This window comes from Isoalcanivorax pacificus W11-5 (assembly GCF_000299335.2).
GTDB classification, from domain to species: domain Bacteria; phylum Pseudomonadota; class Gammaproteobacteria; order Pseudomonadales; family Alcanivoracaceae; genus Isoalcanivorax; species Isoalcanivorax pacificus.
Map to the genome: position 1 here is coordinate 1,021,370 of NZ_CP004387.1, position 24,645 is coordinate 1,046,014.

Here is a 24,645-nt window from a genome sequence, read left to right on the forward strand (position 1 = left end):
AGCTGTATTGATGGTGTGGCGACGCGGATATGAGTAAGGAAGCGTTCGATCTGGTCATTGGTCTGGGCATCACCGGGCAAAGCTGCGTGCGCTATCTGGCGGCGCAGGGTATGCCGGTGCGTGCGCTGGACACGCGTGCCCAGCCGCCGGGCCTGGATGACCTGCGGGAACGGTTCCGTGATGTGCCGATGCACACCGGAGGGTATCGCGAGGACTGGCTGGATCAGGCGCGTCGCCTGATCGTCAGCCCCGGTATTGCGATCAGCACGCCCGAGATCGCCCGTCAGGTGGCGGCCGGCAAGGAAGTGATCGGCGACATCGAACTGTTTGCCCGTGCCGCCAGTGTGCCGGTGGCGGCCATCACCGGTTCCAATGCGAAAAGCACCGTGACAACGCTGCTGGGTGATATTGCCCACGCGGGCGGGCGCCACGCGCTTACCGGCGGTAACCTCGGCACTCCCGCACTGGACCTGCTGGATGCCGATGCACAGCTTTACGTGCTGGAGCTGTCCAGCTTCCAGCTTGAAACCACCTACAGCCTGGACGCGCAGGTGGCGGCGATCCTGAACGTGTCGCAGGACCATATGGATCGCTATCACAGCCTGGCGGATTACATCGCTGCCAAGCAGCGCATCTATGACGGCTGTGAAGTGGCGGTGTGGAACCGCGACGATGAAGCCACCCGGCCGCAAAGCGCGGTGCCGCGTGAAATTACCTTCGGTGAACATGCACAGGCGGACTACCGGCTGGATGCCGCGCGCGGCATGCTGACCTGCCGTGGTGAAGACCTGATGGCAGTGTCGGCGCTGACGCTGCGGGGCAACCACAATGCACTGAACGTGCTGGCTGCGCTGGCCATGGCGGATGCGCTGAAACTGCCGCGTGACGCAGCGCTGGAAGCGGCAAGGCGTTTCAGTGGCCTGGCGCATCGTTGCCAGCTGGTCAGCGAAAAAGACGGGGTGCAGTGGTTCAACGATTCCAAAGGCACCAATGTCGGCGCCACGCTGGCGGCGCTGGCGGGGATTGGCCCGGCGATTCAGGGGCAGGTGCTGCTGATCGCGGGTGGCCAGGGCAAGGGCCAGGACTTTTCACCGCTGGCGCAACCGGCGCAACGCCATGTGCGTGCCGCGCTGTTGCTGGGGCAGGATGCCGATCAACTGGCGTCGGCATTGCCCGGCGTGCCCTGCGAGCGCGTGGCGGACATGGCCGCCGCCGTGCGCCGGGCTGCCGCGCTGGCGCAACCGGGCGATGCGGTGCTGTTGTCTCCGGCCTGTGCCAGTTTTGACATGTATTCCGGTTATGTCGCACGCGGTGAAGATTTCATTCGCCAGGTGCAGGAGGTGACCGGTGAAGCTTGAGTGGCAGGTACTGCGCCCGACGCTGGCGCGGATCGATGTGCCGTTGCTGGCCGCTGCGCTGTCGCTGTCACTGCTGGGTCTGGTGATGGTGACCTCGGCATCGTTGCAGATTGCTGAAACGCGTCTGGGCGAACCCTTCTATTACGCATTGCGCCACGGCATCTATTTGTTGATGGGGCTGGGCGTGGGCCTGTTTGTCTACACGCTGGTGCCGCTGTCGCTGCTGGAGAAAATCCGTTTCCTGGCACTGCCGGCGGCCGTGTTTGCGCTGCTTCTCCTCTTTATTCCGGGCCTGGGCCGCGAAGTGAACGGTTCGTTGCGCTGGATCAGCATCGCCGGTTTTACCCTGCAGCCCTCGGAAGTGGCCAAGCTGGGGTTTGTCATGTACCTGGCCGGTTATATCGCGCAGCGCCGCACCGAGCTGCAAACCACCTGGAAAGGTTTCCTGCTGCCGCTGATGGTGATGGGCATGCTGGCGCTGCTGTTGTTGATGCAGCCGGATTTTGGTGCGGTGGTGGTCCTCGGTGTGGCCGCGATGGGCATGCTGTTCCTGGCGGGCGTCCCGACCCAGCGCTTCCTGCTGCTGTCGCTGGTGGTAGTGGTGCTGGCTGCTGTCGTGGCCTTTGCGCAGCCTTACCGCGTGGCGCGGCTGATGTCTTTCATGGATCCGTGGGCCGACCAGTTCGGCAGCGGTTATCAGCTTACCCAGAGCCTGATCGCGTTTGGACGCGGCCACTGGTTCGGCGTCGGCCTGGGCAACAGCGTACAGAAACTGTTCTACCTGCCGGAAGCGCATACCGATTTTGTGTTTGCGGTGATGGCCGAAGAGCTCGGCCTGATCGGCAACCTGTTGCTGATTGCGGCGTTCACGTTTGTGATCGCGCGCATCTTCCTGCTCGGTGGCCGGCTGGAACAGCGTGGCTGGTTCTACCACGCGCAGCTGGTATACGGCATTGCGCTGATCTTCAGCACCCAGGCGCTGATCAACCTCGGTGTGAACATGGGGGTGCTGCCGACCAAGGGCCTGACCCTGCCGTTTGTTTCTTATGGTGGCAGCAGCTTGCTGGTATCGGCGGCCATGGTCGCGATCGTGCTCCGTGCCGGCACCGAGTTACAGGGTTACGAAGCGCGTGAGCGCGGGAGGGTGCGTTGATGAGCGGCACCATCCTGATCATGGCCGGCGGCACCGGCGGCCACGTATTCCCGGCCCTGGCTGTGGCCGATGTGCTGCGCGCGCGTGGCTACCATATTGAATGGCTGGGCGCGGAGCAGGGCATAGAAAACCGTCTGGTGCCGGCAGCGGGCTATCCACTGCATACACTGAACGTGCGTGGTGTACGTGGTAGTGGTGTGGTGCGCAAACTGCAGATGCCGTTGCAACTGCTGCGTGCGGTGCTGGCGGCGCGGCAGAAAATCCGCGCACTGTCGCCGGTGCTGGTGCTGGGCTTTGGTGGTTTTGCCAGTGGTCCGGGCGGCATTGCTGCGCGGTTGTGCGGTGTGCCGTTGATCATTCACGAACAAAACGCGATTCCGGGCCTGACCAATCGTGTTCTGGCACGCGTGGCGACGCGGGCACTGGAAGGATTTGATGGCGCATTCGGTGGCCGTGCAGTGATGGTGGGCAATCCGGTACGCGACGCCATTGCAGCCCTGCCGGCACCGGCGGAGCGTTACAGCCAGCATCAGGGGCCGCTGCGCATTCTGGTGCTCGGTGGCAGCCAGGGTGCGCTGGCGCTGAATCGAAAATTGCCGGCGGCGCTGGCGTCGCTGTTTGGCAGCGAGCCGGTGATCGTGCGACACCAGGCTGGGCGCAACCGCGCTGACGAAGCACGCGAAGCCTATCAGGTGGTCGCGCTGGACGCTGCGGTAGAAGAATTCATCGATGACATGGCCGCCGCGTACGCCTGGGCGGATCTGGTGATCTGTCGCAGTGGCGCCTCGACGGTATCGGAACTGGCGGCGGCAGGTGTGGCGGCCTTGTTTGTACCGCTGCCGACCGCTGTCGACGATCACCAGACGCACAATGCAGCGTGGCTCGCGTCACGAAACGCGGCAAGACTTTTGCCACAACAGGAACTGGATGCCGCCGGCTTGTCTGAGAAGCTGGCCGGCCTGATGCATCGCACTGCGCTGGCCGAACTGGCCGGCCGGGCCCGCGCGGCTGCACTGCCGGACAGCGCAACCCGGGTGGCCGATATCTGTGAGGAGGTGCTGCGTGGCTGACCACGATAAGCACGATATGAAACACACTGCACCGATTGCTCATGTGGTGCCGGAAATGCGCCGCATCCGGCGTATCCATTTTGTCGGCATCGGTGGTGTCGGCATGTGTGGTATTGCCGAAGTGCTGTGCAACCAGGGTTATGAGGTGAGCGGTTCCGACCTGCGTGAGTCGCCGGTGGTAACACGCCTGCGTGAACTGGGTGTGCGGGTGGACATTGGCCATGCCGCGAAGAATGTCGAGGGTGTGGACGTAGTAGTGACGTCCACCGCGGTGGCATCGTCCAATGAGGAAGTGCTGGCGGCCAACAAGGCCCGCATTCCGGTGGTGCCGCGTGCGGAAATGCTCGCCGAGCTGATGCGCTTCCGTCACGGTATCGCCGTGGCCGGGACACACGGCAAGACCACGACGACGTCCATGACCGCATCGATCATGGCCGAGGCCGGCATGGACCCGACGTTCGTGATTGGTGGCCGCCTGACCAGCGCCGGCACCAACGCGCGCCTGGGCCAGAGCCGCTATCTGGTCGCCGAGGCGGATGAGTCAGATGCCTCGTTCCTGCACCTGCAGCCGATGTCCGCCATCGTCACCAATATCGACGCCGATCATATGCACACCTATGGCGGTGATTTTGCGCGGCTGGAAAATACCTTCATTGAGTTCCTGCACAACCTGCCGTTCTACGGTCTGGCGGTATTGTGCATTGATGACCCGGTGGTGCGCCGGCTGCTGCCGCGCGTCAATCGTCAGGTGATCCGCTACGGTTTCGACGAAGACGCCGACGTCCGTGGCGAAGTGATGACCCAGCAGGGCATGAGCACACGTTTCCGTGTGCTGCGTGGTGACAGCGCGCCGCTGGAGATCACCATCAACCTGCCGGGCCGGCACAATGTGCTGAACGCACTGGCAGCGATTGCCGTGGCGGCAGATGAAGGCGCACCGGATGACGCCATTGTCCGTGGCCTGGAGAAGTTCACGGGTGTCGGCCGTCGTTTCGATGTGCTTGGCGACTACGGTTTCAGCGCTGGCAAGGCCATGCTGGTGGATGACTATGGCCACCACCCGCGCGAAGTGAAAGTCACCATCGATGCCATCCGTGCCGGCTGGCCGGACAAGCGTCTGGTGATGTTGTTCCAGCCGCACCGTTATACGCGTACCCGTGATCTGTACGAGGATTTTGTGGAAGTACTGTCCGGCGTCGATGTGCTGTTGATGCTGGAAGTGTACGGCGCGGGAGAAGAGCCGATTCCCGGCGCGGATGCCCGTGCGCTGTGCCGCAGCATTCGCCAGCGTGGACAGGTCGAGCCGGTGTTCGTGGACGACCCGGCCAAATTGCCGGCTTTGCTGGAAAAACTGTTGCAGGACGGCGATCTGCTGGTGACGCAGGGCGCCGGTAACGTAGGCACTATTGCGCGGCAACTGGCCGCGGGAGGCGTGCGCCATGACTGACACCCCGGCGCAACTGAAACAGGCATTGTCCCGTGTCGGCCGCGTGGCCGTGCTGGCGGGTGGCCGCTCTGCAGAGCGGGAGATCTCCCTGAAAAGCGGCCGCGAAGTGCACGCCGCCCTGCGCAAGCTGGGCGTGCTGGCAGAACTGGTTGATCCGGCAGAAGTGCCGGTGGATACCCTGACCGGTTTCAAGCGTGTGTTCATCGCCCTGCACGGGCGTGGCGGAGAAGACGGTGTGATCCAGGGTGTGCTGGAGCACCTGGGTGTGCCGTACACCGGCAGCGGTGTCATGGCGTCGGCGATCGGCATGGACAAGGTGCGGACCAAATTGCTGTGGGCCGGCGCGGGCCTGCCGACACCGGCGTTCTATGTGGCGGGCAGCGCCGACGCACCGGCGCTGGGGTTCCCACTGATGGTGAAACCGGCGCGCGAAGGTTCATCCATCGGTATGCGCAAAGTGGACAACGCGCAGGAACTGGCCGGGGCGATTGCCGCCGCCCAGGAATACGACGATGAGGTGCTGGTGGAACGTTGGGTCACCGGTGCCGAATTCACCGTGGCGATTCTCGGCGACCGGGCGCTGCCGGCGATCCGGCTGGAAACGCCGAACAGCTTCTACGATTTCGACGCCAAGTACCGGGCCGACACCACGCGTTACCTGTGCCCGTGCGGTCTGGATGAGGTGCAGGAAAACGAACTGAAAGCGCTGGCATTGCGTGCCTTCCGTGCCGTTGGCGCCGAAGGCTGGGGCCGCGTCGATGTGATGCAGGACGCCGATGGTCAGTTCCAGTTGCTGGAAATCAACACGGTGCCCGGCATGACAGACCACTCGCTGGTGCCGATGGCGGCCCGGGCCGAGGGGCTGAGTTTTGAAGCGCTGGTGGCAGAGATCCTGCTGTCGGCGGGAGACGTGGGACGTGGCGCGGCCGGCGCGTAAGCCCGCCCGCGGGGCGGTACGCAAGCCGGCCCGCAGGCCGGCAGCGCGCCGCCTGCCGTCCGTTTCGCTGACGGGCATCCTGGCGCGGCTGTCACGGGCGCTGCCCTGGCTGCTCGCCAGCCTGGCACTGCTGATCGTCATGACCGGGCTGATCTACCTGCCGCGGATGCTCGACAGTTACCCGCTGCAGGCGGTGACAGTGGAAGGCGTCAAGGACGCACGGCGTCAGCAGCAGGTGCAACTGACGCTGTCGACGCTGGTCAGCGGCGAGAATTTTTTCTCCGTCTCCCTGGATGCGCTGCACCAGGAAGTGAGCGCCCTGAGCTGGGTGGCGGAAACAGAAGTGCGCCGCCGCTGGCCGGGGCAACTGGTACTGAAAGTGGAAGAACGCGTGCCGGTGGCGGTGTGGAACGATGAATTGCTGGTGGCCAGCAGCGGTGAACCTTTCCGTGGTCTGGACAAGTACAGCGTGGACGCATTGCCGAGACTGTCCGGACCGGCGCTGCGACTGACGGAAGTGATGGGCTACTACCACAGCATGAGCCGCATTCTGCAGGAGATCGGCCTCGGCATCCGCAACGTCAGTGTCAATGCGCGACTGACCGCGGAACTGACGCTCGACAACGGTGTGGTACTGGTGGTGGACCGTGAACAATACGCGCACAAGCTGCGTCGTTTTGTGCAGCTATACCGGACAGTGCTGGAGGCGGACAACCGCGCTCTGGCAAAAGTGGATCTGCGCTATGCCGATGGCATGGCGGTGACATGGGGCCAGGACAAGGCCCCGGACAGCAAGCCCGAGAAGAGAGTCTGACGCCATGGCAAATTCAGCACAGGACCGGATGATCGTTGGCCTGGACATTGGCACCTCGAAAGTGGTGGCCATCGTCGGCCAGGTAAATGCCGAGGGTGCCATGGAGATCATTGGCATCGGATCGCAGCCTTCGCGTGGCATGAAGAAAGGCGTGGTGGTGGATATCGAAGCCACCGTGCGCTCGATCCAGCGCGCGGTGGAGGAAGCCGAACTGATGGCCGGCTGCCAGATTCATTCCGTGTACGCGGGTATCGCCGGCAGCCACGTACGCAGCCTGAACAGCCACGGCATCGTCGCCATCCGCGACCGCGAAGTGCTGCACGCGGATATCGACCGGGTGATCGACGCCGCCCAGGCGGTGGCGATCCCGGCGGACCAGAAAACACTACATGTGTTGCCACAGGAATATGTGGTGGACAACCAGGAAGGCGTGCGTGAGCCGGTCGGCATGAGTGGCGTGCGCCTGGAAGCGAAAGTGCATCTGGTGACCTGCGCGGTAAACGCGGCGCAGAACATCGAAAAATGTGTGCGTCGCTGCGGCCTGGAAGTGGAGGACATGATCCTCGAACAGTTGGCCTCCGCCTACGCAGTGCTGACCGAGGACGAACGCGAACTCGGTGTGTGCATGGTGGACATCGGCGGCGGTACCACGGACATCGCGATCTTCACCGAAGGTGCGATCCGTCACACGGCAAATATTCCGATTGCCGGTGACCAGGTCACCAACGACATCGCCATGGCGCTGCGCACACCGAAGCAGTACGCCGAAGAGATCAAGATGAAATACGCCTGCGCGCTGACCCAGCTCGCTGGCGCGGATGAAACCATCAAGGTGCCGTCAGTGGGCGACCGCCCGCCGCGCACACTGAGCCGCCAGAATCTGGCGGAAGTGGTGGAGCCGCGTTACGACGAGCTGTTCACGCTGATCCAGGCGGAACTGCGCCGCAGCGGCTTCGAGGATCTGATACCGGGTGGCATCGTGCTGACCGGTGGCTCCTCGAAAATTGAGGGCGCGGCGGAACTGGCCGAAGAGATTTTCCACATGCCGGTGCGCCTGGGCATGCCGCAGGGCGTGGCGGGGCTGACCGACGTGGTGCGCAACCCGATTTACGCCACCGCCGTCGGCCTGTTGCTGTACGGACAACGGATGGAACAGGAGGGCCGGGGCGGGCGTCGCGAGACATCGTCCAACGGTACGGACTGGCTGGAGAAAGTGAAGAGCTGGTTCAAAGGAAATTTTTAGCCGCCGACGCGGCTGACACGACGGCGTTGCAGCCGTCGTGACACCAGGTTCCTGGCGGGGCGGAGCCACGCCGGAACGATTCGACGACACAGGGATAAACGGGAGATCAACCATGCAATTCAAACTGGAAGACAGCGTACCGCATGGCGCGGTCATTAAAGTGGTGGGCGTAGGTGGTGGCGGCGGCAACGCCGTGGATCACATGGTGCGCTCGAATGTGGACGGTGTGGAATTCATCTGCGCCAATACCGACGCGCAAGCACTGCGTAATGCTTCGTCGCGTACAGTGATTCAACTCGGCAGCCAGGTCACCAAGGGCCTGGGTGCCGGCGCCAACCCGGAAGTGGGCCGACAGTCCGCGATTGAAGATCGCGAACGTCTGGCCGAACTGCTGGAAGGCGCCGACATGGTGTTCGTGACGGCCGGCATGGGCGGTGGTACCGGTACCGGTGCGGCGCCAATCGTTGCCGAAGTGGCGCGCGAGCTGGGCATTCTCACTGTCGCGGTGGTGACCAAGCCGTTCCCGTTCGAAGGCCGCAAGCGTCTGAAAGTGGCCGAGGAAGGCATCGCGCAACTGCGCGAACACGTGGATTCGCTGATCACCATCCCGAACGAAAAACTGCAGGCCGTGCTGGGCGGTTCCACCAGCCTGCTGGATGCGTTCAAGGCCGCCAACGATGTGTTGCTCGGTGCGGTGAAAGGTATTGCCGACCTGATCGTCAAGCCGGGCATGATCAACGTCGACTTTGCTGACGTGCGCACCGTGATGAGCGAAATGGGCATGGCGATGATGGGCTCGGGCACGTCCCGTGGCGAAGGCCGCGCCGAAGCGGCTGCCAACGCGGCCATTTCCAGCCCGCTGCTGGAAGACGTGGACCTGCACGGTGCACGCGGCATCCTGATCAACATCACTGCCAGCGAATCCATCTCGCTGCAGGAGTTCACCACGGTGGGCGATGTGATTCAGGAGCTGGCCTCCGACGACGCCAATGTGATCATCGGTACCGCCATTGATCCGGACATGGGCGATGAACTGACCGTGACCGTGGTTGCCACCGGCCTGGGTGGCGTACAGGAACTTAAAGTTGTACGCGGCAATCAAACCCCGGTACGCGCAGACGGTCGCCTGGATTACGATGAGCTGGAGCGCCCGGCCTTTGGCCGCAAGCGCCCACAGAGCGAGACCCGGCGCAACGCGCAGGCAGCGGTGAATGCTGCGGAGGATCTGGATTTCATTGATATCCCGACCTTCCTGCGTCGCCAGGCGGACTGATCATCAACCGCCGGCCCGTTGGCCGGGGTGACCCGGCAGGACCGACGGAAGGCGCAAGGGACAATGGTGCAGAATCGGCGGGTCTGTTAGCATCGCCCCCCAGATTCTGTGTTCAGGACCGCGGTATCATGCCTGATGCCGACAAGATAGCGACAAGATCGATGATCAGACAGCGAACGCTCAAGAATGTCATCCGCGCGACCGGTATCGGTCTGCACACGGGTGAAAAGGTCTATCTGACGGTGCGCCCGGCGCCCGTCGATGCCGGGATCGTGTTCCGGCGGGTGGACCTGGACCCGGTGGTGGAGATCGAAGCCAACGCGGAGAACGTGGGTGAAACCACCCTGTCCTCGACCCTGGTCAAGGACGGCGTGAAGGTCGGCACCGTGGAGCATCTGCTTTCGGCCATGGCCGGGCTTGGCATCGACAACGCCTATGTGGAATTGTCGGCGCCGGAAGTGCCGATCATGGACGGCAGTGCCGGACCCTTCGTGTTCCTGCTGCAGTCCGCCGGTATCCAGGAACAGCCGGCGGCGAAGAAATTCATCCGCATCAAGCGCAAGGTGTCCATCGAGGACGGCGACAAGTCCGCCACCTTCGTGCCGTTCAACGGCTTCAAGGTGAGCTTTTCCATCGAATTCGACCATCCGGTGTTTGCCGGCCGGTCACAGATGGCGAGCATCGACTTTTCGTCCACCTCGTTCGTGAAGGAAGTGGCGCGCGCGCGCACCTTCGGCTTCATGCGCGACATCGAGTTTCTGCGTTCGCAGAACCTGGCGCTGGGCGGCAGCGTGGACAACGCCATCGTGGTGGACGACTACCGTATCCTCAATGAGGACGGCCTGCGTTACGAGGATGAGTTCGTCAAACACAAGATGCTGGATGCCATTGGCGACCTGTATCTGCTCGGCTACAGCCTGATTGGCGAATTTGTCGGCCACAAGTCCGGCCATGCGCTCAACAACCAGTTGCTGCGCAAGCTGATCAAGGAAACCGACGCCTGGGAAGTGGTGACCTTCGAGGACGCCTCCACCGCGCCGATTTCCTACATGAAGCCGGTACTGGCGAGCGAGTAAGGCTGCAATGGTCGAAAGGGGTTTTCCCTGGCCCCGGAGACTGCCTGCGCCGCAGACAAGGACGCTGCCCGCTGCCATTGGCAAGTAAAGAATGACGTCGTTGAATCGAAAGGCCCGGATTCCCGCCGGGCCTTTCTTTATTACAGGCAGGCGATGGGATACAGCACGAGGTCCGGTCGCCGGGTGGGGAAAAGCAGCCCGGTCAATCCTGCCGCCCTGCACCTGGCAACGGCCATGGCCCCATGATCCTGGCCCGGATATTGCTTTCTTTTTGGTCAATCAAGGGCGGTTTCCGGGAACCTGCACCGCATGGTTGCTGTCAGTCTGCCAGGTTGGCGAGACGCAACAGTGATTCGCGCAGCCCCTCGTCCTCAATGCCCGCTGCGGCGTCACGCAGGCAGGCGGCGGCGGAGGCGGGCAGGACAGGCGCCGCACCGGTACGCACCGGCGCTGCCGCCACCGGCGGGCGTGGTGTGGTATCCCGGGTGACGCGGATTTGCCAGTCGCTGGCCTGCAGCTCCTTGGCGATACGTGGTGCATGGAAACGCAGCAGTTGGGCCACGGCATTGTTGTCGGCCATCAGCAGCAGGCGGCCGTCTTCCTGAAGGATATGGACGCGTGGCGCCAGTGCCGGCGGAAGTGAGCGGCAACTGACCGGCGCGGGCGCGCGGTACTCGGCAGCACGGTGACGCAACGCTTCCAGGTCGGGGCTGCCGTGAAGCAGTCGACTAATGGAGCGAGGGCCAATTGCCTTAGCCATAGTATTTTCCTAGTATAACCGCACAGAATGTAAACGAATTATAAAACTCTGCTCTAACATTTTGATTTTTAGGGTGTTTTCCTTCCGAAGCGAGCAAGCGGAAATATGAACATCATAGTCCTCAACAGCCGTGGCCACCAGTCGCGCGCTTTGCGATTGCCGCGTCACCTGCCCGGACTCCTGCTGGCGGTATTGTTTGTGATACCGGCGATGGTGGGCGTTGGGGCCTATTACGCGATGTACCACTGGGGTGATCCGGTGCTGGATCAGCGCATGACCGCCCGTTGGCAGGATGAACTGGCGTCCCAGCGCGGTGCGCTGGACGAGCTCAACCGTCGTACCGACGAAGAATTGCGTGCGCTCACCATCCGTCTTGCCGACATGCAGGCCCGCCTGATGCGGATCGATGCCCTGGGAGAACGGCTGGTGGATATCGCCGGCATCCCCTCTGATGAATTCGATTTCAGCGCTCCGGCCGCCGTAGGTGGCCCGGAATTGCCTGAAGAACGGTCCCTGGCCTATACCGCCCCTTCCTTTACTCAGGCACTGACCGATCTGGCCGTGACCCTGGACCGTCGTGAAGAACAGCTCTCCATCCTTGAGCGCCTGATGGACAACCGCCGGATTGCCGAGAAGGCAGAACTGTCTGGCCGTCCGATCGTGCGCGGCTGGCTGTCCTCCCGTTTTGGCCAGCGTACGGATCCGTTCAGTGGCCGCCTGACCATGCACCGTGGTGTGGATTTCGCCGCCAAGGACGGGTCGGATGTGGTGGCGACCGGTGCCGGCGTGGTGACCTTTGCCGGTCAGCGCTGGGGGTATGGCAACCTGGTGGAAGTGAATCATGGCAATGGCGTCGCCACCCGGTATGCCCACATGAAAGAAGTGCTGGTGAGCGCGGGTGACATCGTGCGGGCCGGTGATGTGATTGCCGTTGTGGGCTCCACCGGCCGTTCCACTGGCCCGCACGTGCACTATGAAGTGCTGCGCAACGGGCGTCAGGTTGACCCGACACCGTATATTGTCCGGGCGCGCCGCTGAGCGCGTCGGGACGCCTTGTGCCTGGTTGCAGGCGTCCGTTCCTGAAGTGTGTCCGCTGCCGTCTTATCGCATGGCGTGATATCAGCTATCACGCCGATTGTGTGCCGTTCCTGCATAAAAATCCGGCAATCCGGTCAATGTCATCACCGCTTGGCACAGGCGGTCTTGATCCGTACTCTTATGTCCCCATGTTGCCTGACACCCGCTTGTTTGCCGTGGGTGGCAAGGCCCGTTCGCAGCGCTGTGCGCTGCGTTTAATTTTTGATCAGATGCCGGAAGTTCCATGCTCTCAGCCATTGTAAAGTCCATCTTTGGAAGCAAGAACGAACGTGAAATCAAGCGCATGAGGCGCATCGTCACGGAAATCAACGCGTTCGGTGAGGACCTGCAGAAGGCTGACGACGCGGCCCTTCAGGCACGTACGGCAGAGCTCAAGCAGGCCTATCAGGAAGGCCGCTCACTGGACGAACTCTTGCCGGAAGCCTTTGCCGTGGTGCGCGAAGGCGCCACCCGGGTGCTGGGCATGCGTCACTTCGATGTCCAGTTGATGGGCGGCATTGCCCTGCACGAAGGCCGTATCGCAGAGATGCGTACCGGGGAAGGTAAAACGCTGACGGCGACCCTGCCGGTGTATCTCAATGCACTGTCCGGCGACGGCGTGCATGTGGTGACGGTGAACGACTACCTGGCCGAGCGTGACGCCAACTGGATGCGGCCGCTGTACGAATTCCTCGGCCTGTCGGTGGGAGTGATCCTGTCGCAGCAGCCCCCCGATGTTAAAAAGGAAGCCTACGCGGCCGACATCACCTACGGCACCAACAACGAATTCGGTTTCGACTACCTGCGCGACAACATGGCTTTCCGCCTGGAAGACCGGGTGCAACGCCCGCTCAATTATGCGCTGGTGGACGAGGTGGACTCGATCCTGATCGATGAAGCGCGTACGCCGCTGATCATTTCCGGCCCGGCGTCCGACAGCTCTGAAATGTACAAGCGCATCAACACGCTGATGCCGCGCCTGAAACGGCATACGGATGAGCAAGACGGCGATTACATCATCGATGAGAAAAGCCGCCAGGTGGAACTGACCGAACAGGGTCACCAGCTGGTTGAGCAACTGCTGTCCGAATCGGGCCTGCTGGAAGAGGGCGAGAGCCTGTATTCCGCCCAGAGCCTGGCGCTGCTGCACCATGTGCATGCGGCGCTGAAAGCGCATGTCCTGTTTCACCGTGACCGCGATTACATCGTGCAGAACGGCCAGATCGTGATTGTCGATGAACACACCGGCCGTACCATGCCGGGCCGTCGCTGGTCGGAAGGCATCCACCAGGCGGTGGAAGCCAAGGAGCAACTGGAAGTCCAGCAGGAAAACCAGACGCTGGCGTCGACGACCTTCCAGAACTACTTCCGCCTGTATCGCAAGCTCTCCGGCATGACCGGTACGGCGGATACCGAGGCGCCGGAATTCCGTCAGATTTACGGGCTGGACGTGGTGGTGATCCCCACGCACCGGCCGATGGCGCGGGTCGATGCCGATGATCTGGTCTACCTGTCGTTGGAAGAAAAATACGACGCCATCATCCAGGCGGTGCAAGAGACCGTGGAGAAAGGCGCGCCTGTGCTGGTGGGGACCGCCACGATTGCCGCTTCGGAATATCTGTCCAATCGCCTGAAGCAGGCCGGTATTGCGCACGAAGTGCTGAACGCGAAGTTCCACCGCCGCGAAGCGGAAATTATCGCGCAGGCCGGGCGGCCGGGCGCGGTCACCATCGCCACCAACATGGCCGGCCGGGGTACCGATATTGTGCTCGGCGGTAATCCGGACGAAGCTGTCCGTGCGCTGGAAAACCCCACCGAAAGCGATATTGCGGCGGCACGTGCGCAATGGAAAACGGACCATGAGCGGGTACTGGCTTCCGGCGGCCTGCACATCATCGGAACCGAGCGTCACGAATCGCGGCGTATCGACAACCAGCTGCGCGGCCGGGCCGGCCGTCAGGGCGATCCGGGCCACACCCGCTTCTTCCTGTCCATGGAAGATGACCTGATGCGCATCTTCGCCTCCGACCGCATTCGCAATATGATGCGCTCGCTGGGCCTGGAGCAGGGTGAGGCGATCGAACACCGCTGGGTCACACGTGCGATCGAAAATGCGCAGCGCAAAGTGGAAGGCCGCAACTTCGATATCCGCAAGAACCTGCTTGAATACGATGACGTGGCCAACGACCAGCGCCGTGTCATCTACAACCAGCGCGATGAAATCCTGGCCTCCGACGATCTGTCTGAAAGCGTGCGCGCCATCCGCCGTGATGTGATGACCGAGGTCGTGCATACGTACCTGCCGCCGGGCTCCATTGACGAGCAATGGGATGTTGCCGGGCTGGAACAGGCGCTGGAAAACGAATACCACGTGCAGATGCCGGTCAGCCGCTGGCTGGAGGAAGATACCAGCCTGCATATCGACGGTGTGGTGGAGCGCGTGGTGGCGACCATGGAAGAAGCCTACGCCGCCAAGGAAGATCAGGTGGACACCATGGGCATCTCGCTGCGCAAGGTGGAAAAGCATCTGGTGCTGCAAGTGCTCGACCGCCACTGGAAAGATCACCTGGCCAGCATGGACCACCTGCGCCAGGGTATTCATCTGCGTGGTTACGCACAGAAAAACCCGAAGCAGGAATACAAGCGCGAGGCATTCGAGCTGTTCCAGGAAATGATGACGCAGATCCAGCACGAACTGATCCGTGTCCTCAGCACGCTGGAACTGCGGCGCGACGATGCGGTGGAACGTCTGGAGCAGCAGCGTGCCGAGGAAGCCCGCCGTATGGCCGAGCAAATGCGTGCACAGACACCGGAAATGGGGACCCGTGGCGTGGCGCGTGAACAGAGCGGCGCGGAAACGGGTGGCGACACGGCGCAGCCGTTCGTGCGTGACGGTCGCAAGGTCGGCCGCAACGAGCCTTGCTGGTGTGGTTCGGGCAAGAAGTACAAGCATTGTCACGGCCAGCTCGAAAGCTGACCGTTTGCCACAAGGCCGTATCCGACAACCCGCCGTCCTGGCGGGTTGTCCGTTTGTGGCCCCCGCAGGCGCTGGCAATCGTGCCGGCCCCCATGAATAATGCACCCTCTTCAGTCTTATTCGTTGCCGAGGCATGCAATGCAGAGTCAGTGGTTCCCGGTGCCGGGTGTGCGCCTGGCAGCCGTCGAGGCGGGTATCAAGAAAGCCAACCGGCGTGATCTGGTGGTGCTGGCACTGTCGGAAGGCAGCCGCACCGCCGGCGTGTTCACGCTGAACCGGTTCTGCGCCGCGCCAGTGCAGGTGGCAAAAGAACACCTGGCTACCCGTGCTCCCCGTTATCTGTTGATCAACACCGGTTACGCCAACGCAGGCACCGGCGAGGAAGGCATGCGCCGTTGTCTGGCGACCTGCGCGTTGCTGGCGGAACAGGCCGGCTGCGCGCCGGAGGAAGTGCTGCCGTATTCCACCGGCGTGATCGGTGAACTGTTCAGCCTGCCGCCGTTCGAGCGAGGGCTGCCGTTGGCACTGGATGCGCTGGATGAACACGGCTGGGGCCGTGCCGCAGAAGGCATCATGACCACTGACACCCGGCCCAAGCTGACCAGCCGTCGCGTGCGCCTCGGCGAGCACGAGATCACCGTCACCGGCATGGCGAAAGGCGCCGGCATGATCAAACCGAACATGGCGACCATGCTGGGTTTTATTGCCACGGACGCGAATATTGCCCAGCCGTTGCTGGAGCGCTGGACACGCGAGTTGGCGGATCGCTCTTTCAATCGCATCACCATCGATGGCGATACCTCCACCAATGACGCCTGCATGCTGATCGCCACCGGCCAGACCGGCCCGGAGATCAGCGACGAGCACGACGCCGATGCACGCATGCTGTTCCAGACGCTGGAGCAGGTGTTTGTGGAACTGGCCCAGGGCATCGTGCGCGATGGCGAAGGCGCGACCAAGTTCGTTGCCGTGGACGTGGCCGGTGCGGTCAGCAATGAGGACGCGCGCATCGTGGCCGAAACCGTGGCCCATTCGCCGTTGGTAAAAACCGCACTGTTCGCGTCGGATCCCAACTGGGGCCGTATTCTTGCCGCCGTGGGCCGTGCGCCGATTGCCGCGCTGGATGTGGGCCAGGTCAATATCTGGCTGGATGCCGTGCAGATCGTCGCCAACGGCGGTGTGGCACCGGATTACACCGAAGCCCGTGGCGCTGCGGTGATGGCCCAGGCGGACATTAACATCCGTATCGATCTGGGGGCGGGCGCAGGCACTTGCTGTGTCTGGACCTGCGATTTCAGTTACGACTACGTCAAGATCAATGCCGAATACCGTACCTGATTTGCCGTATGTCCCCACGGGGCGCTACTGATGCTGCTCGTCGTTGCTGCCATCATCCGTGGCCCGGACGGTCGCATCCTGCTGAGCCAGCGGCCCGCTCACAAACACAAGGGCGGCTGCTGGGAATTTCCCGGCGGCAAGGTCGAGGCGGGTGAAGCACTGGACACTGCGCTGGCGCGTGAGCTGGAAGAAGAGCTTGGTCTGCGTGTGCGCGCCTGCCAGCCATTCATGACCATTGAGCATCATTACCCGGAATTGTCCGTTCGTCTGTGTTTCCGCGAAGTCACTGCCTTCGAGGGGCAGCCGGTCGGGCGCGAAGGCCAGCCCGTGCAGTGGTTCACGCCGGGAGAGCTGGGCGCCCTGGATTTTCCGGAGGCCAATCAGCCGGTGGTGAAGGCGCTGGCATTGCCGGATCAATGGTTGATCCTGCCAACCCCCCTGCCAGCGGACTGGCGCGAGGCACTGCCGCGCAGTATCGCGGCTGGGGCGACGCTGGTGTACCTGCGTGGTGTGGAGGAGGTGTCGCTGTTGCGAGAGCTGGTGCAGTGCTGCCATGCCGGCGGTGCACTGGCGTTGGTGGCGGATGACCCGGCACTGGCTACCGCCGTGGCGGCCGATGGGGTGCATCTGCGTCAGCAGCAGGCGATGCGATTAAAGCAAAAACCCGCGCAGCCCTGGATTTCCATGGCCTGTCATGACCAGGCCTCGTTGGCACACGCCGTGGCGTTGGGTGCTGACATGGTGTTGTTGTCCCCTGTCCGGGAGACACCGACCCATCCGGGGCAACCAGGAATGGGATGGCCATCGTTTCGCGCGCTGGCGGAAGGCCTGCCGTTGCCGGTGTATGCACTGGGAGGCGTGACGCCTGCGGAGGTGCGGCAGGCGCGCGAAGCCGGTGCGCGCGGAGTGGCGGGGATCAGAGGGTTCTGGCGATCTTGTTGAATTGTGGCGGAGGGAGCGCGGCGAATCCTGCCATCTCTCCCTCCGTGCTCAGAACTCATCGTTGAAGTCTTCAGGCTCCGCCGGTATCGCATGCCGTTCTGCGGCCCAGTCTCCCAGGTCGATCAGCTTGCAGCGTTCCGAACAGAAGGGCCGCCATGGGTTGTCGCTGCGCCATTGTATGGGCTTGCGGCATTGCGGGCAGGCCAGGATGCGGGCGGTGTCGTCGGTCATCGGATCATCCTCCGCTGGCTGAATGGTCGGCCGCCAGCGCCAGGTACTGCTGGTGCAGAGCGTCCAGTTTCTGATGCAGGTGTGCAAGCAGGCCATCGTTGAGCAGTACATCATCGGCCCGCCCGATTCTCGCCTGGCGCGGCATTTGTGCGGCAATGATGGCCTCCACCTGTTTGCGTGCCACCTTGTCGCGGGCGGTGGTGCGTGCCAGTTGCAGTGTCTCCGGCGCGTCGATCAGCAGAATACGGTGCGTCAGTTGGTGCTGGCTGGTGTCCAGCAGCAGGGGGGACACCAGCAGCGTATACGGCGAGGTCGAGGCGGCAATCTGGCGACGGATTTCCTCGCCGATGGCGGGGTGGGTGATGGCTTCCAGAGCCTGGCGTTCGGCCGCATCGGCAAACACGATCTCGCGCAGGGCGCGGCGGTCGAGACTGCCGTCGGCAGCAATTACGCCAGTGCCGAAGCGCTCACGAATCAATCCCAGCGCCGGCTGGCCCGGCTCCACGATGACTCGCGAGGCCAGATCGGCATCGACGATGGTAATGCCTTTGCCGGCGAGGTAATCCGAAGCGGCTGTCTTGCCGCTGCCGATGCCGCCGGTCAGTCCTACAACGAACATGGGGACTCCTTCGGAGCCCGCTGCGGGCTACGAGCAGCGAGCGGCGAGCTTTTTCCTCGTAGCCCGTAGCCTGCGGCTCGCAGCTGCCGCGCAGCGGCTCAAAACTTCATCAGGCCAAGGTAGGCATCGATGATCTGGTTGCCCCAGAGCAGGGCAATCAGGCCGGCACCCGCCAGATAAGGGCCAAACGGGATGCCCTGACCGTGGCGGATCGTGCCCGTGGCGAGCAGGATGCCGCCTACCACGGCGCCGACGAGGGACGATAGCAGAATCACCAGTGGCAGCAACTGCCAACCCAGCCAGGCACCGAGTGCAGCGAGCAGTTTGAAGTCGCCGTAACCCATGCCTTCCTTGCCTGTCAGCAGCTTGAAGGCCCAGTAAAGGCACCACAGCGTCATATAGCCGAGCACGGCACCGGCCACGGCGTCATGCAGCGGGACGGGCGAGATGCCTGCCCAGGCGGCCAGCAGGCCGGCCCACAGCAGCGGATAGTTGAGTGAGTCGGGCAGCAGGGTCGTGTCGAAGTCGATCAGTGCCAGCGCCAGCAGGGTCCAGAGCGCGAACAGCATCGCGGCCAGCCAGGGGCCGTAACCAAAATGCCAGGCGGCCAGGGCGCCGAGCAGGCCCGCGCACAGCTCCACCACCGGGTAACGCATGGCAATACCGTTGTCGCACTGGCTGCACTTGCCGCGCAGAAACAGCCAGCTCAGGACGGGCACGTTTTCGTACCAGCGAATCTGATGATTGCAGTGCGGGCAACGCGAGCGGGGGACGACCAGATTGAAACGCGGGCCTGCGGGTTCCTCCGGCAGATCCAGCATGGCACGGGCCTCTGCCTGCCAGGCGGTTTCCATCATGCGTGGCAGGCGGTACACCACCACATTGATAAAGCTGCCCACGAGCAGGCCGAGAATAAATACCAGTACAGTGAGCAGTACCGGGCTGGTCTGCAGCAGATCCGTCAAGGTCATCGTATCGTCGTCTTACATCATGTTGCCGAGCTGGAAGATAGGCAGGTACATGGCGACGATCAGGCCGCCCACGACGATGCCGAGGAAGCTCATGATCAGCGGTTCCATCATGCTGGTCAAACCGTCCACCGCATTGTCCACCTCATCCTCGAAGTGCTGGGCAACTTTGGCCAGCATGGCATCCAGTGCGCCGGATTCTTCGCCGATGGCGGTCATCTGCAACGCCATGCTGGGGAATACGCCGGTAGAACGCATGGCGAACTGCAGTTGCTGGCCGGTGGAGACATCATCGCGGATGCGGTAGACGGCGTTACGGTAGACGGCATTGCCGGTGGCGCCGGCGCAGGCTTCCAGGGCGTCGATCAACGGCACGCCGGCCGAGAAGGTGGTGGAGAGCGTGCGGGCGTAACGGGCGACGGTGGCCTTGTAGATGATGTCGCCCACGACCGGCAGCTTCAGGTACAGCCGGTCGAGTGCATCAGAGAACGCCTTGGAGCGACGCTTCAATGTTGTGATGGCAAAAATGAAGGCGGCGATGCCCACCACGATCATCAGGCCATTCTTCTGCATGCTCTCCGACAGGTTGATCACGAACTGGGTCATGGCCGGCAACTCGGCGCCGAAGCCTTCGAACAGGGTCTGGAAGGTGGGTACCACCTTGATCAGCAGGATACCTGTAACCACGCCGGCCACGACCATTACGGTAGCGGGGTATTTCATGGCCTTCTTGATCTTGGCTTTCAGTGCCTCGCTCTTTTCCTTGTAGAGCGCCACGCGGTCCAGCATGGTTTCCAGCGCACCGGACTGTTCACCGGCTTCCACCAGACTGCAGTAGAGATCGTCAAAATACTTCGGATGGTTGCGCAAGGCATTCGCAAAATTGGTGCCGCCTTCAATATCGGTCTTGATCTTCAGCACCACCTCTTTCATGGTCGCGTTGTCCAGACCTTCGGCAACAATATCGAACGACTGCACCAGCGGCACGCCGGCCTTCATCATGGTGGCGAGCTGGCGGGTGAAGATCGCGATGTCCGAGGGCTTGATGCTCTTCTTGCCGCCGAAGCTGAGCTCCGACTTCTTACGCACCCGTTTGACATTGATCCCCTGCTTGCGCAGTTCGGCGCGCGCCAGTGCAGGATTGGTGGTCAGTATCTCGCCCTTGATGCGGGAGCCCTTGCGGTCCGTCCCTTCATACTGGAAGGTGGCTTTCTTGACCTGCTTGACTGCTGCTGCTTTCGCCATGATCAGTGTCCGGAGGTTACACGGTTGACTTCTTCAAGGCTGGTCATGCCCTGCATGACCTTGACCAGCCCGGAACGGGACAGGTCGTTGAAGCCTTCCTTGCGGCATTGGTCCGCGATCTGGATGGAGTTGCCTTCTTCCATGATGATGCGGGCGATACCATCGGTGATTCTGACCACCTCATAGATGCCCACGCGTCCTTTATAGCCGTTATTGCACTTCTCGCACCCTTTGGGGCCGTACACGGTGAAAGGCTGCGCGAGATCTTCCTCGGTAAAGCCCATCTCCAGCAGCGACTGGCGGGGCACCTCCACCGGCTGCTTGCAATGTTCGCACAGCCGCCGGGCCAGACGCTGGGCGATGATCAGGATGACCGACGTGGCGATATTGAACGACGGCACCCCCATATTGCGCAGGCGGGTCAGGGTCTCCGGCGCACTGTTTGTGTGCAGGGTAGAGAGCACCAGGTGACCGGTCTGGGCTGCTTTCACCGCGATGCTGGCGGTTTCCAGGTCACGGATCTCGCCCACCAGGATCACGTCCGGGTCCTGCCGCAGGAAGGCTTTCAGGGCAGCGGAGAAGTCCATGCCGGTCTTCGTGTTCACGTTGACCTGGTTGATACCTTCCAGGTTGATCTCCACCGGGTCTTCCGCCGTGGAGATATTACGCTCCGGCGTGTTGAGGATATTGACCCCGGTGTACAGGGAAACGGTCTTGCCGGAGCCGGTCGGTCCGGTCACCAGGATCATGCCCTGCGGCTTGCTCAGGGCATCCATGTACAGCTTCTTCTGCCCTTCCTCATAGCCCAGCGCATCAATACCCATCTTGGCGCTTTCCGGGTCGAGGATACGCAGCACGATCTTTTCCCCGAACAGGGTGGGGCAGGTGTTGACGCGGAAGTCGATGGCGCGGGTCTTGGATACTTTCAGCTTGATCCGGCCGTCCTGCGGGACACGGCGCTCGGAGATATCGAGCTGCGACATGACCTTCAGACGGGCGGCAATCTTGCCGGCACTATTGGCGGGCGGCTTGGCGATCTCGCGCAGGATGCCGTCCTGGCGAAAGCGCACGCGATAGGTCTTTTCGTAGGGCTCGAAGTGCAGATCGGACGCGCCGATCTTGATGGCGTCCAGCAGCAGCTTGTTGACGAACCGGACGATGGGGGCATCGTCAGACGCCGAGGCGACATCCTCCGCCCCTTCCTGGGCGGCTTCCCCCCCGCTGATGTCAATGTCGTCCAGGCCCTCATCAAGATCCTTGAAGGCGCCACCCTCGGCCTCATTGACGACAGCGTCGATCAACTGCCCGAGTTTGTCTTCCTCGGCGATGATGGTCTCAATGTTGAGGCCGGTGTTGAAACGCAGGTCTTCCAGGGCCTGCAGGTTGGTGGGATCAGAGACGGCGACAAACAGCCGGCTGCCACGACGGAACAGCGGCAGCGCCCGGTGCTTCTCGACCAGCTTGTGATCCACCAGCCCCTTGATCAGCATTTCGGGGTTGAAGGCAGCCAGATCGATGACCGGATCACCAAACTCTTCCGCCACAATGCGGGAGACATCGGCGGCCCGCGCCAGGCCCTTGCGGACAATATAGGTGACGAGGCTGAGTTTTTCCTGACGGGCGCCAGCCAGCGCCTCGCGCGCTCGGTCTTCTGCGAGCACGGATTCACTGACAAGCCTGCGGGCAAGACCGCTCAATTGCGTCGACATGCTGATTTCGGCCGTGGTAGTTGGACGTCTCTATTATTGTCTACCGTGCCTCGGGCGCCCCGCCCGGGCCGGCATGCCGGCTCCCTCCGAACCTGAGTCACTGTACACAGAAAGCACAGAGGCTGCCAGCGACCGGGTTCGCAAACCGGCGGTGGCCTGGTGTGGTGATTATGTGATCATGCCGGGAGGTGATGTGCAATGTGGAGAGCGGAGCATCATGGCGCGCGGCGGTGTGCCCGACGCGCAAATTTGGTCATAACATGGTGACAATAAATGTCATGTTGTGACTTGTGTTGTCAGTTTGGCGTGGCGGATTTGCAAGCCACGCCGGAAAAAACGGCAGTCAGTCAGGCTTTTGATCTGCGTCCGTTGCTTTTGGCCTGCAATATGCATTACAAAGTTTGTGTCGTCTGCCGCCGGGGACTGGACCGGGGGGGCGGGTCAATAAAAAGATTCTTTAGAACCAAGATGACTGGAGAGACTGGTATGAAACAGGTGCAGAAAGGTTTTACGTTGATCGAACTGATGATCGTGGTGGCGATCATCGGTATTCTGGCGGCGATCGCGATTCCGCAGTATCAGGATTATATTGCGCGGTCGCAGGTGAGCCGTGTGATGAGTGAAACTGGTGCGCTGCGCACCATTGTTGAGACATGCATGATGGAAGGTCGGGATGCTACCACTACCCCTCCATGTCAGCTAGGCATGACCGCAAGCAACCTGCTTGGCGGAGGTGGTGATGAGGACGAGTCTGGTGAAGGCTTCCCTGATGTGACCATCAGTCTTGCGGACAATACGGCTTCGATCGATGCTACCTTCGGCCAAAATGCTTCTTCCGCAATATCGGGTAGTGGCTTGACATGGAGTCGTGACGATCAGGGTACTTGGGCCTGTTCAACCACTGTTGACGCGAAGTTTGCTCCTTCCGGTTGTCCTGCGACTACCGGCGGCTGATGACTAAAGCCATTCTATAAGGCATTAAATTTGTTTTGGAAAAGCACCTGCCATAATCCGGGGGTGCTTTTTTTTATAGGTGGTGCAGTTGGAGTGTGCTGAATTAGAGTAAGAAGATAATCAGGGAGAGTGGATTCTCCCTATAAGAAAAATATAGTAATTGTATGCCGTAAAAAATGACAAATGAAAAATATACTATCTAGACCTGTCGATCGCAGGTGTGTCGTGCTTGTCGCCGCTGTATTTTTGATGATAACTGTTATTGCACATCTTAAGGTGGTGCGCCCTCTTGTTTTGCCCCGGCTTATATTCCCGATTGAATCTGTAGTGTTTGGGCTGGCTGCTAAATGTTCTCCAGGTTCCCCTGGTTGGCTTGAGAGATTTTCGAAGACGGCGACTTGGCATGGAGGATCTTTAGCTGGCCAAGTTGCGTACATCTCACCCAATGGTGACCTTTCTCATTGTGAGCACGGATGGCGCGATCAAGCATGGGGAGAGATGGTTACTCCGCAGTTGCGATTCAGGTTTGCCAGTGCCACCAAAGTACTTACTGCGGATGCAATATTGGCAGCGGCCCTTGAACAGAAGTTGGCGCTGGATGATCCTTTATTGGGCTACCTTCCGGAGGTGAACAATCTGGCGGATGAGCGCTTACGCGATGTGACTCTTCGCCAGCTATTGAATCATTCCGCTGGGTTTGATCGGTCGCGGACACCCGACACTATGTTTATGCATGCAAAAACACCATGGTGTCCAAGCGAGTTGTCCAATCTAGAAAAAGTGACGCTCGATTTCGATCCAGGGGCTCGGCACGCGTATGGAAATCTTGGCTATTGCCTACTTGGTGTCGTTTTGGAGCGAGTCTACGAAGAGCCCTTCAGGGCACTTGTAGAGCGCCGTTACGCTTTGAGCGATTATGATTTGAAGTTTGTGGATGGGCCTTATCTGTCTGATGAAGTTCAATATGATTTCAGGAATAGCGATTTTTATATGGAAAATTATTATCGCTATTTTGATTTCGAGGCGCTGTCCTCTTCTGCTGGGCTAACCGGCAGTGCCTTGGGATATGCTAAGCTGATTAACCGTATGTTGGCCCGCGAGCGGCATCCCCTGCGGGAGGTTGAGGCCGATATCCTCTGCAGTCGCGAGCGTTTCCGTTCGTGCTATGGACATGTGTTCAATATTTACCAGCGTCCGGATGATCCGCTGGTTGCTTATATCCAGAGCGGTAATTTGATTGGTGCTTCATCAATGGTAATGGTTGATAATCATGGTGGAGTGCTTGTCTGGGTGGGCAATGGAATGCCTCGTAAGATGCAGGAAAAGATGGACAAGATAAAAGATATTGCATATGGCGAGCTGAGCGAGTACTACACGCTACATTGAAAAAATGTTGGGGAAGCAGATGGCGCCTGATCCAAAGCGATTTTCGCGTTTGCTATTTTATGATTCCT

Annotated in this window: 21 protein-coding genes; 15 read left to right on the plus strand and 6 right to left on the minus strand. The window is 61.4% G+C overall.

Features of this window, described 5'->3' with window-relative positions:
• Positions 1-29: 29 nt before the first annotated feature.
• The 9 genes from murD to lpxC all read left to right on the plus strand — a co-directional run bounded on the left by murD (position 30) and on the right by lpxC (position 10,371).
• Positions 30-1,358: a UDP-N-acetylmuramoyl-L-alanine--D-glutamate ligase gene (gene murD, locus S7S_RS04820; RefSeq protein ID WP_008739512.1), complete on the plus strand. Its 1,329-nt coding sequence runs from the start codon at positions 30-32 to the stop codon at positions 1,356-1,358.
• A complete protein-coding gene (ftsW, locus tag S7S_RS04825; RefSeq protein ID WP_008739513.1) occupies positions 1,348-2,511 on the plus strand; it encodes a putative lipid II flippase FtsW in 1,164 nt (387 codons plus the stop codon). Before murD ends, ftsW begins: the two co-directional genes overlap by 11 nt.
• The gene (murG, locus tag S7S_RS04830; protein ID WP_008739515.1) at positions 2,511-3,581 is read left to right on the plus strand and encodes an undecaprenyldiphospho-muramoylpentapeptide beta-N-acetylglucosaminyltransferase; all 1,071 of its coding nucleotides are present in this window, start codon (positions 2,511-2,513) and stop codon (positions 3,579-3,581) included. Before ftsW ends, murG begins: the two co-directional genes overlap by 1 nt.
• 16 nt (positions 3,582-3,597) lie before the next feature.
• The gene (gene murC / locus S7S_RS04835; RefSeq protein ID WP_035205770.1) at positions 3,598-5,028 is read left to right on the plus strand and encodes a UDP-N-acetylmuramate--L-alanine ligase; all 1,431 of its coding nucleotides are present in this window, start codon (positions 3,598-3,600) and stop codon (positions 5,026-5,028) included.
• The gene (locus S7S_RS04840; protein WP_008739543.1) at positions 5,021-5,965 is read left to right on the plus strand and encodes a D-alanine--D-alanine ligase; all 945 of its coding nucleotides are present in this window, start codon (positions 5,021-5,023) and stop codon (positions 5,963-5,965) included. Before murC ends, S7S_RS04840 begins: the two co-directional genes overlap by 8 nt.
• Positions 5,946-6,779 (plus strand): cell division protein FtsQ/DivIB, encoded by an 834-nt coding sequence (locus S7S_RS04845; protein ID WP_008739545.1) that lies wholly within the window; start codon positions 5,946-5,948, stop codon positions 6,777-6,779. Before S7S_RS04840 ends, S7S_RS04845 begins: the two co-directional genes overlap by 20 nt.
• Before the next feature lie 4 nt (positions 6,780-6,783).
• Entirely contained in the window at positions 6,784-8,022 is a 1,239-nt protein-coding gene (ftsA, locus tag S7S_RS04850) for a cell division protein FtsA (protein ID WP_008739546.1), read from the plus strand.
• Between the two features lie 112 nt (positions 8,023-8,134).
• Positions 8,135-9,295 carry a cell division protein FtsZ gene (gene ftsZ, locus S7S_RS04855; protein WP_008739547.1) on the plus strand — a complete coding sequence of 387 codons (1,161 nt, stop codon included), beginning with the start codon at positions 8,135-8,137 and terminating at the stop codon, positions 9,293-9,295.
• Positions 9,296-9,456: 161 nt separating this feature from the next.
• A complete protein-coding gene (gene lpxC / locus S7S_RS04860; RefSeq protein ID WP_008739548.1) occupies positions 9,457-10,371 on the plus strand; it encodes a UDP-3-O-acyl-N-acetylglucosamine deacetylase in 915 nt (304 codons plus the stop codon).
• A gap of 319 nt (positions 10,372-10,690) precedes the next feature.
• Here lpxC and S7S_RS04865 read toward each other — a convergent pair whose 3' ends face one another.
• The gene (locus tag S7S_RS04865; RefSeq protein WP_144401594.1) at positions 10,691-11,131 is read right to left on the minus strand and encodes a DciA family protein; all 441 of its coding nucleotides are present in this window, start codon (positions 11,129-11,131) and stop codon (positions 10,691-10,693) included.
• Between the two features lie 105 nt (positions 11,132-11,236).
• Here S7S_RS04865 and S7S_RS04870 point away from each other — a divergent pair, with 105 nt between their 5' ends.
• The 4 genes from S7S_RS04870 to S7S_RS04885 all read left to right on the plus strand — a co-directional run bounded on the left by S7S_RS04870 (position 11,237) and on the right by S7S_RS04885 (position 17,465).
• Positions 11,237-12,169: a M23 family metallopeptidase gene (locus tag S7S_RS04870; RefSeq protein WP_008739551.1), complete on the plus strand. Its 933-nt coding sequence runs from the start codon at positions 11,237-11,239 to the stop codon at positions 12,167-12,169.
• Positions 12,170-12,452: 283 nt separating this feature from the next.
• Positions 12,453-15,185 carry a preprotein translocase subunit SecA gene (secA, locus tag S7S_RS04875; RefSeq protein WP_008739558.1) on the plus strand — a complete coding sequence of 911 codons (2,733 nt, stop codon included), beginning with the start codon at positions 12,453-12,455 and terminating at the stop codon, positions 15,183-15,185.
• 138 nt (positions 15,186-15,323) lie between these two features.
• Positions 15,324-16,523 (plus strand): bifunctional glutamate N-acetyltransferase/amino-acid acetyltransferase ArgJ, encoded by a 1,200-nt coding sequence (argJ, locus tag S7S_RS04880; RefSeq protein WP_008739559.1) that lies wholly within the window; start codon positions 15,324-15,326, stop codon positions 16,521-16,523.
• 30 nt (positions 16,524-16,553) lie between these two features.
• Positions 16,554-17,465 carry a Nudix family hydrolase gene (locus tag S7S_RS04885; RefSeq protein WP_008739560.1) on the plus strand — a complete coding sequence of 304 codons (912 nt, stop codon included), beginning with the start codon at positions 16,554-16,556 and terminating at the stop codon, positions 17,463-17,465.
• A gap of 48 nt (positions 17,466-17,513) precedes the next feature.
• On the opposite strand, the gene yacG is transcribed toward S7S_RS04885, so the two are convergent.
• The 5 genes from yacG to pilB form a co-directional block, all read right to left on the minus strand.
• Positions 17,514-17,696 (minus strand): DNA gyrase inhibitor YacG, encoded by a 183-nt coding sequence (gene yacG, locus S7S_RS04890; protein WP_008739561.1) that lies wholly within the window; start codon positions 17,694-17,696, stop codon positions 17,514-17,516.
• Between the two features lie 4 nt (positions 17,697-17,700).
• Positions 17,701-18,315, minus strand: coding sequence for a dephospho-CoA kinase (gene coaE, locus S7S_RS04895; RefSeq protein ID WP_008739562.1), 615 nt, complete (start codon positions 18,313-18,315; stop codon positions 17,701-17,703).
• Positions 18,316-18,413: 98 nt separating this feature from the next.
• Positions 18,414-19,286, minus strand: coding sequence for a prepilin peptidase (locus S7S_RS04900; RefSeq protein WP_008739563.1), 873 nt, complete (start codon positions 19,284-19,286; stop codon positions 18,414-18,416).
• Positions 19,287-19,298: 12 nt separating this feature from the next.
• Positions 19,299-20,528: a type II secretion system F family protein gene (locus S7S_RS04905; protein WP_008739564.1), complete on the minus strand. Its 1,230-nt coding sequence runs from the start codon at positions 20,526-20,528 to the stop codon at positions 19,299-19,301.
• Positions 20,529-20,530: 2 nt separating this feature from the next.
• Complete coding sequence (gene pilB, locus S7S_RS04910) at positions 20,531-22,237, minus strand: type IV-A pilus assembly ATPase PilB (RefSeq protein WP_035205748.1); 1,707 nt, start codon at positions 22,235-22,237, stop codon at positions 20,531-20,533.
• 486 nt (positions 22,238-22,723) lie between these two features.
• Between pilB and S7S_RS04915 the strand changes: the two genes are divergently transcribed.
• Positions 22,724-23,191: a pilin gene (locus S7S_RS04915; protein WP_008739567.1), complete on the plus strand. Its 468-nt coding sequence runs from the start codon at positions 22,724-22,726 to the stop codon at positions 23,189-23,191.
• A 225-nt stretch (positions 23,192-23,416) separates the two neighbouring features.
• Positions 23,417-24,577, plus strand: a complete 1,161-nt coding sequence (locus tag S7S_RS04920) for a serine hydrolase domain-containing protein (RefSeq protein WP_169745548.1) — start codon at positions 23,417-23,419, stop codon at positions 24,575-24,577.
• Positions 24,578-24,645: the final 68 nt, after the last annotated feature.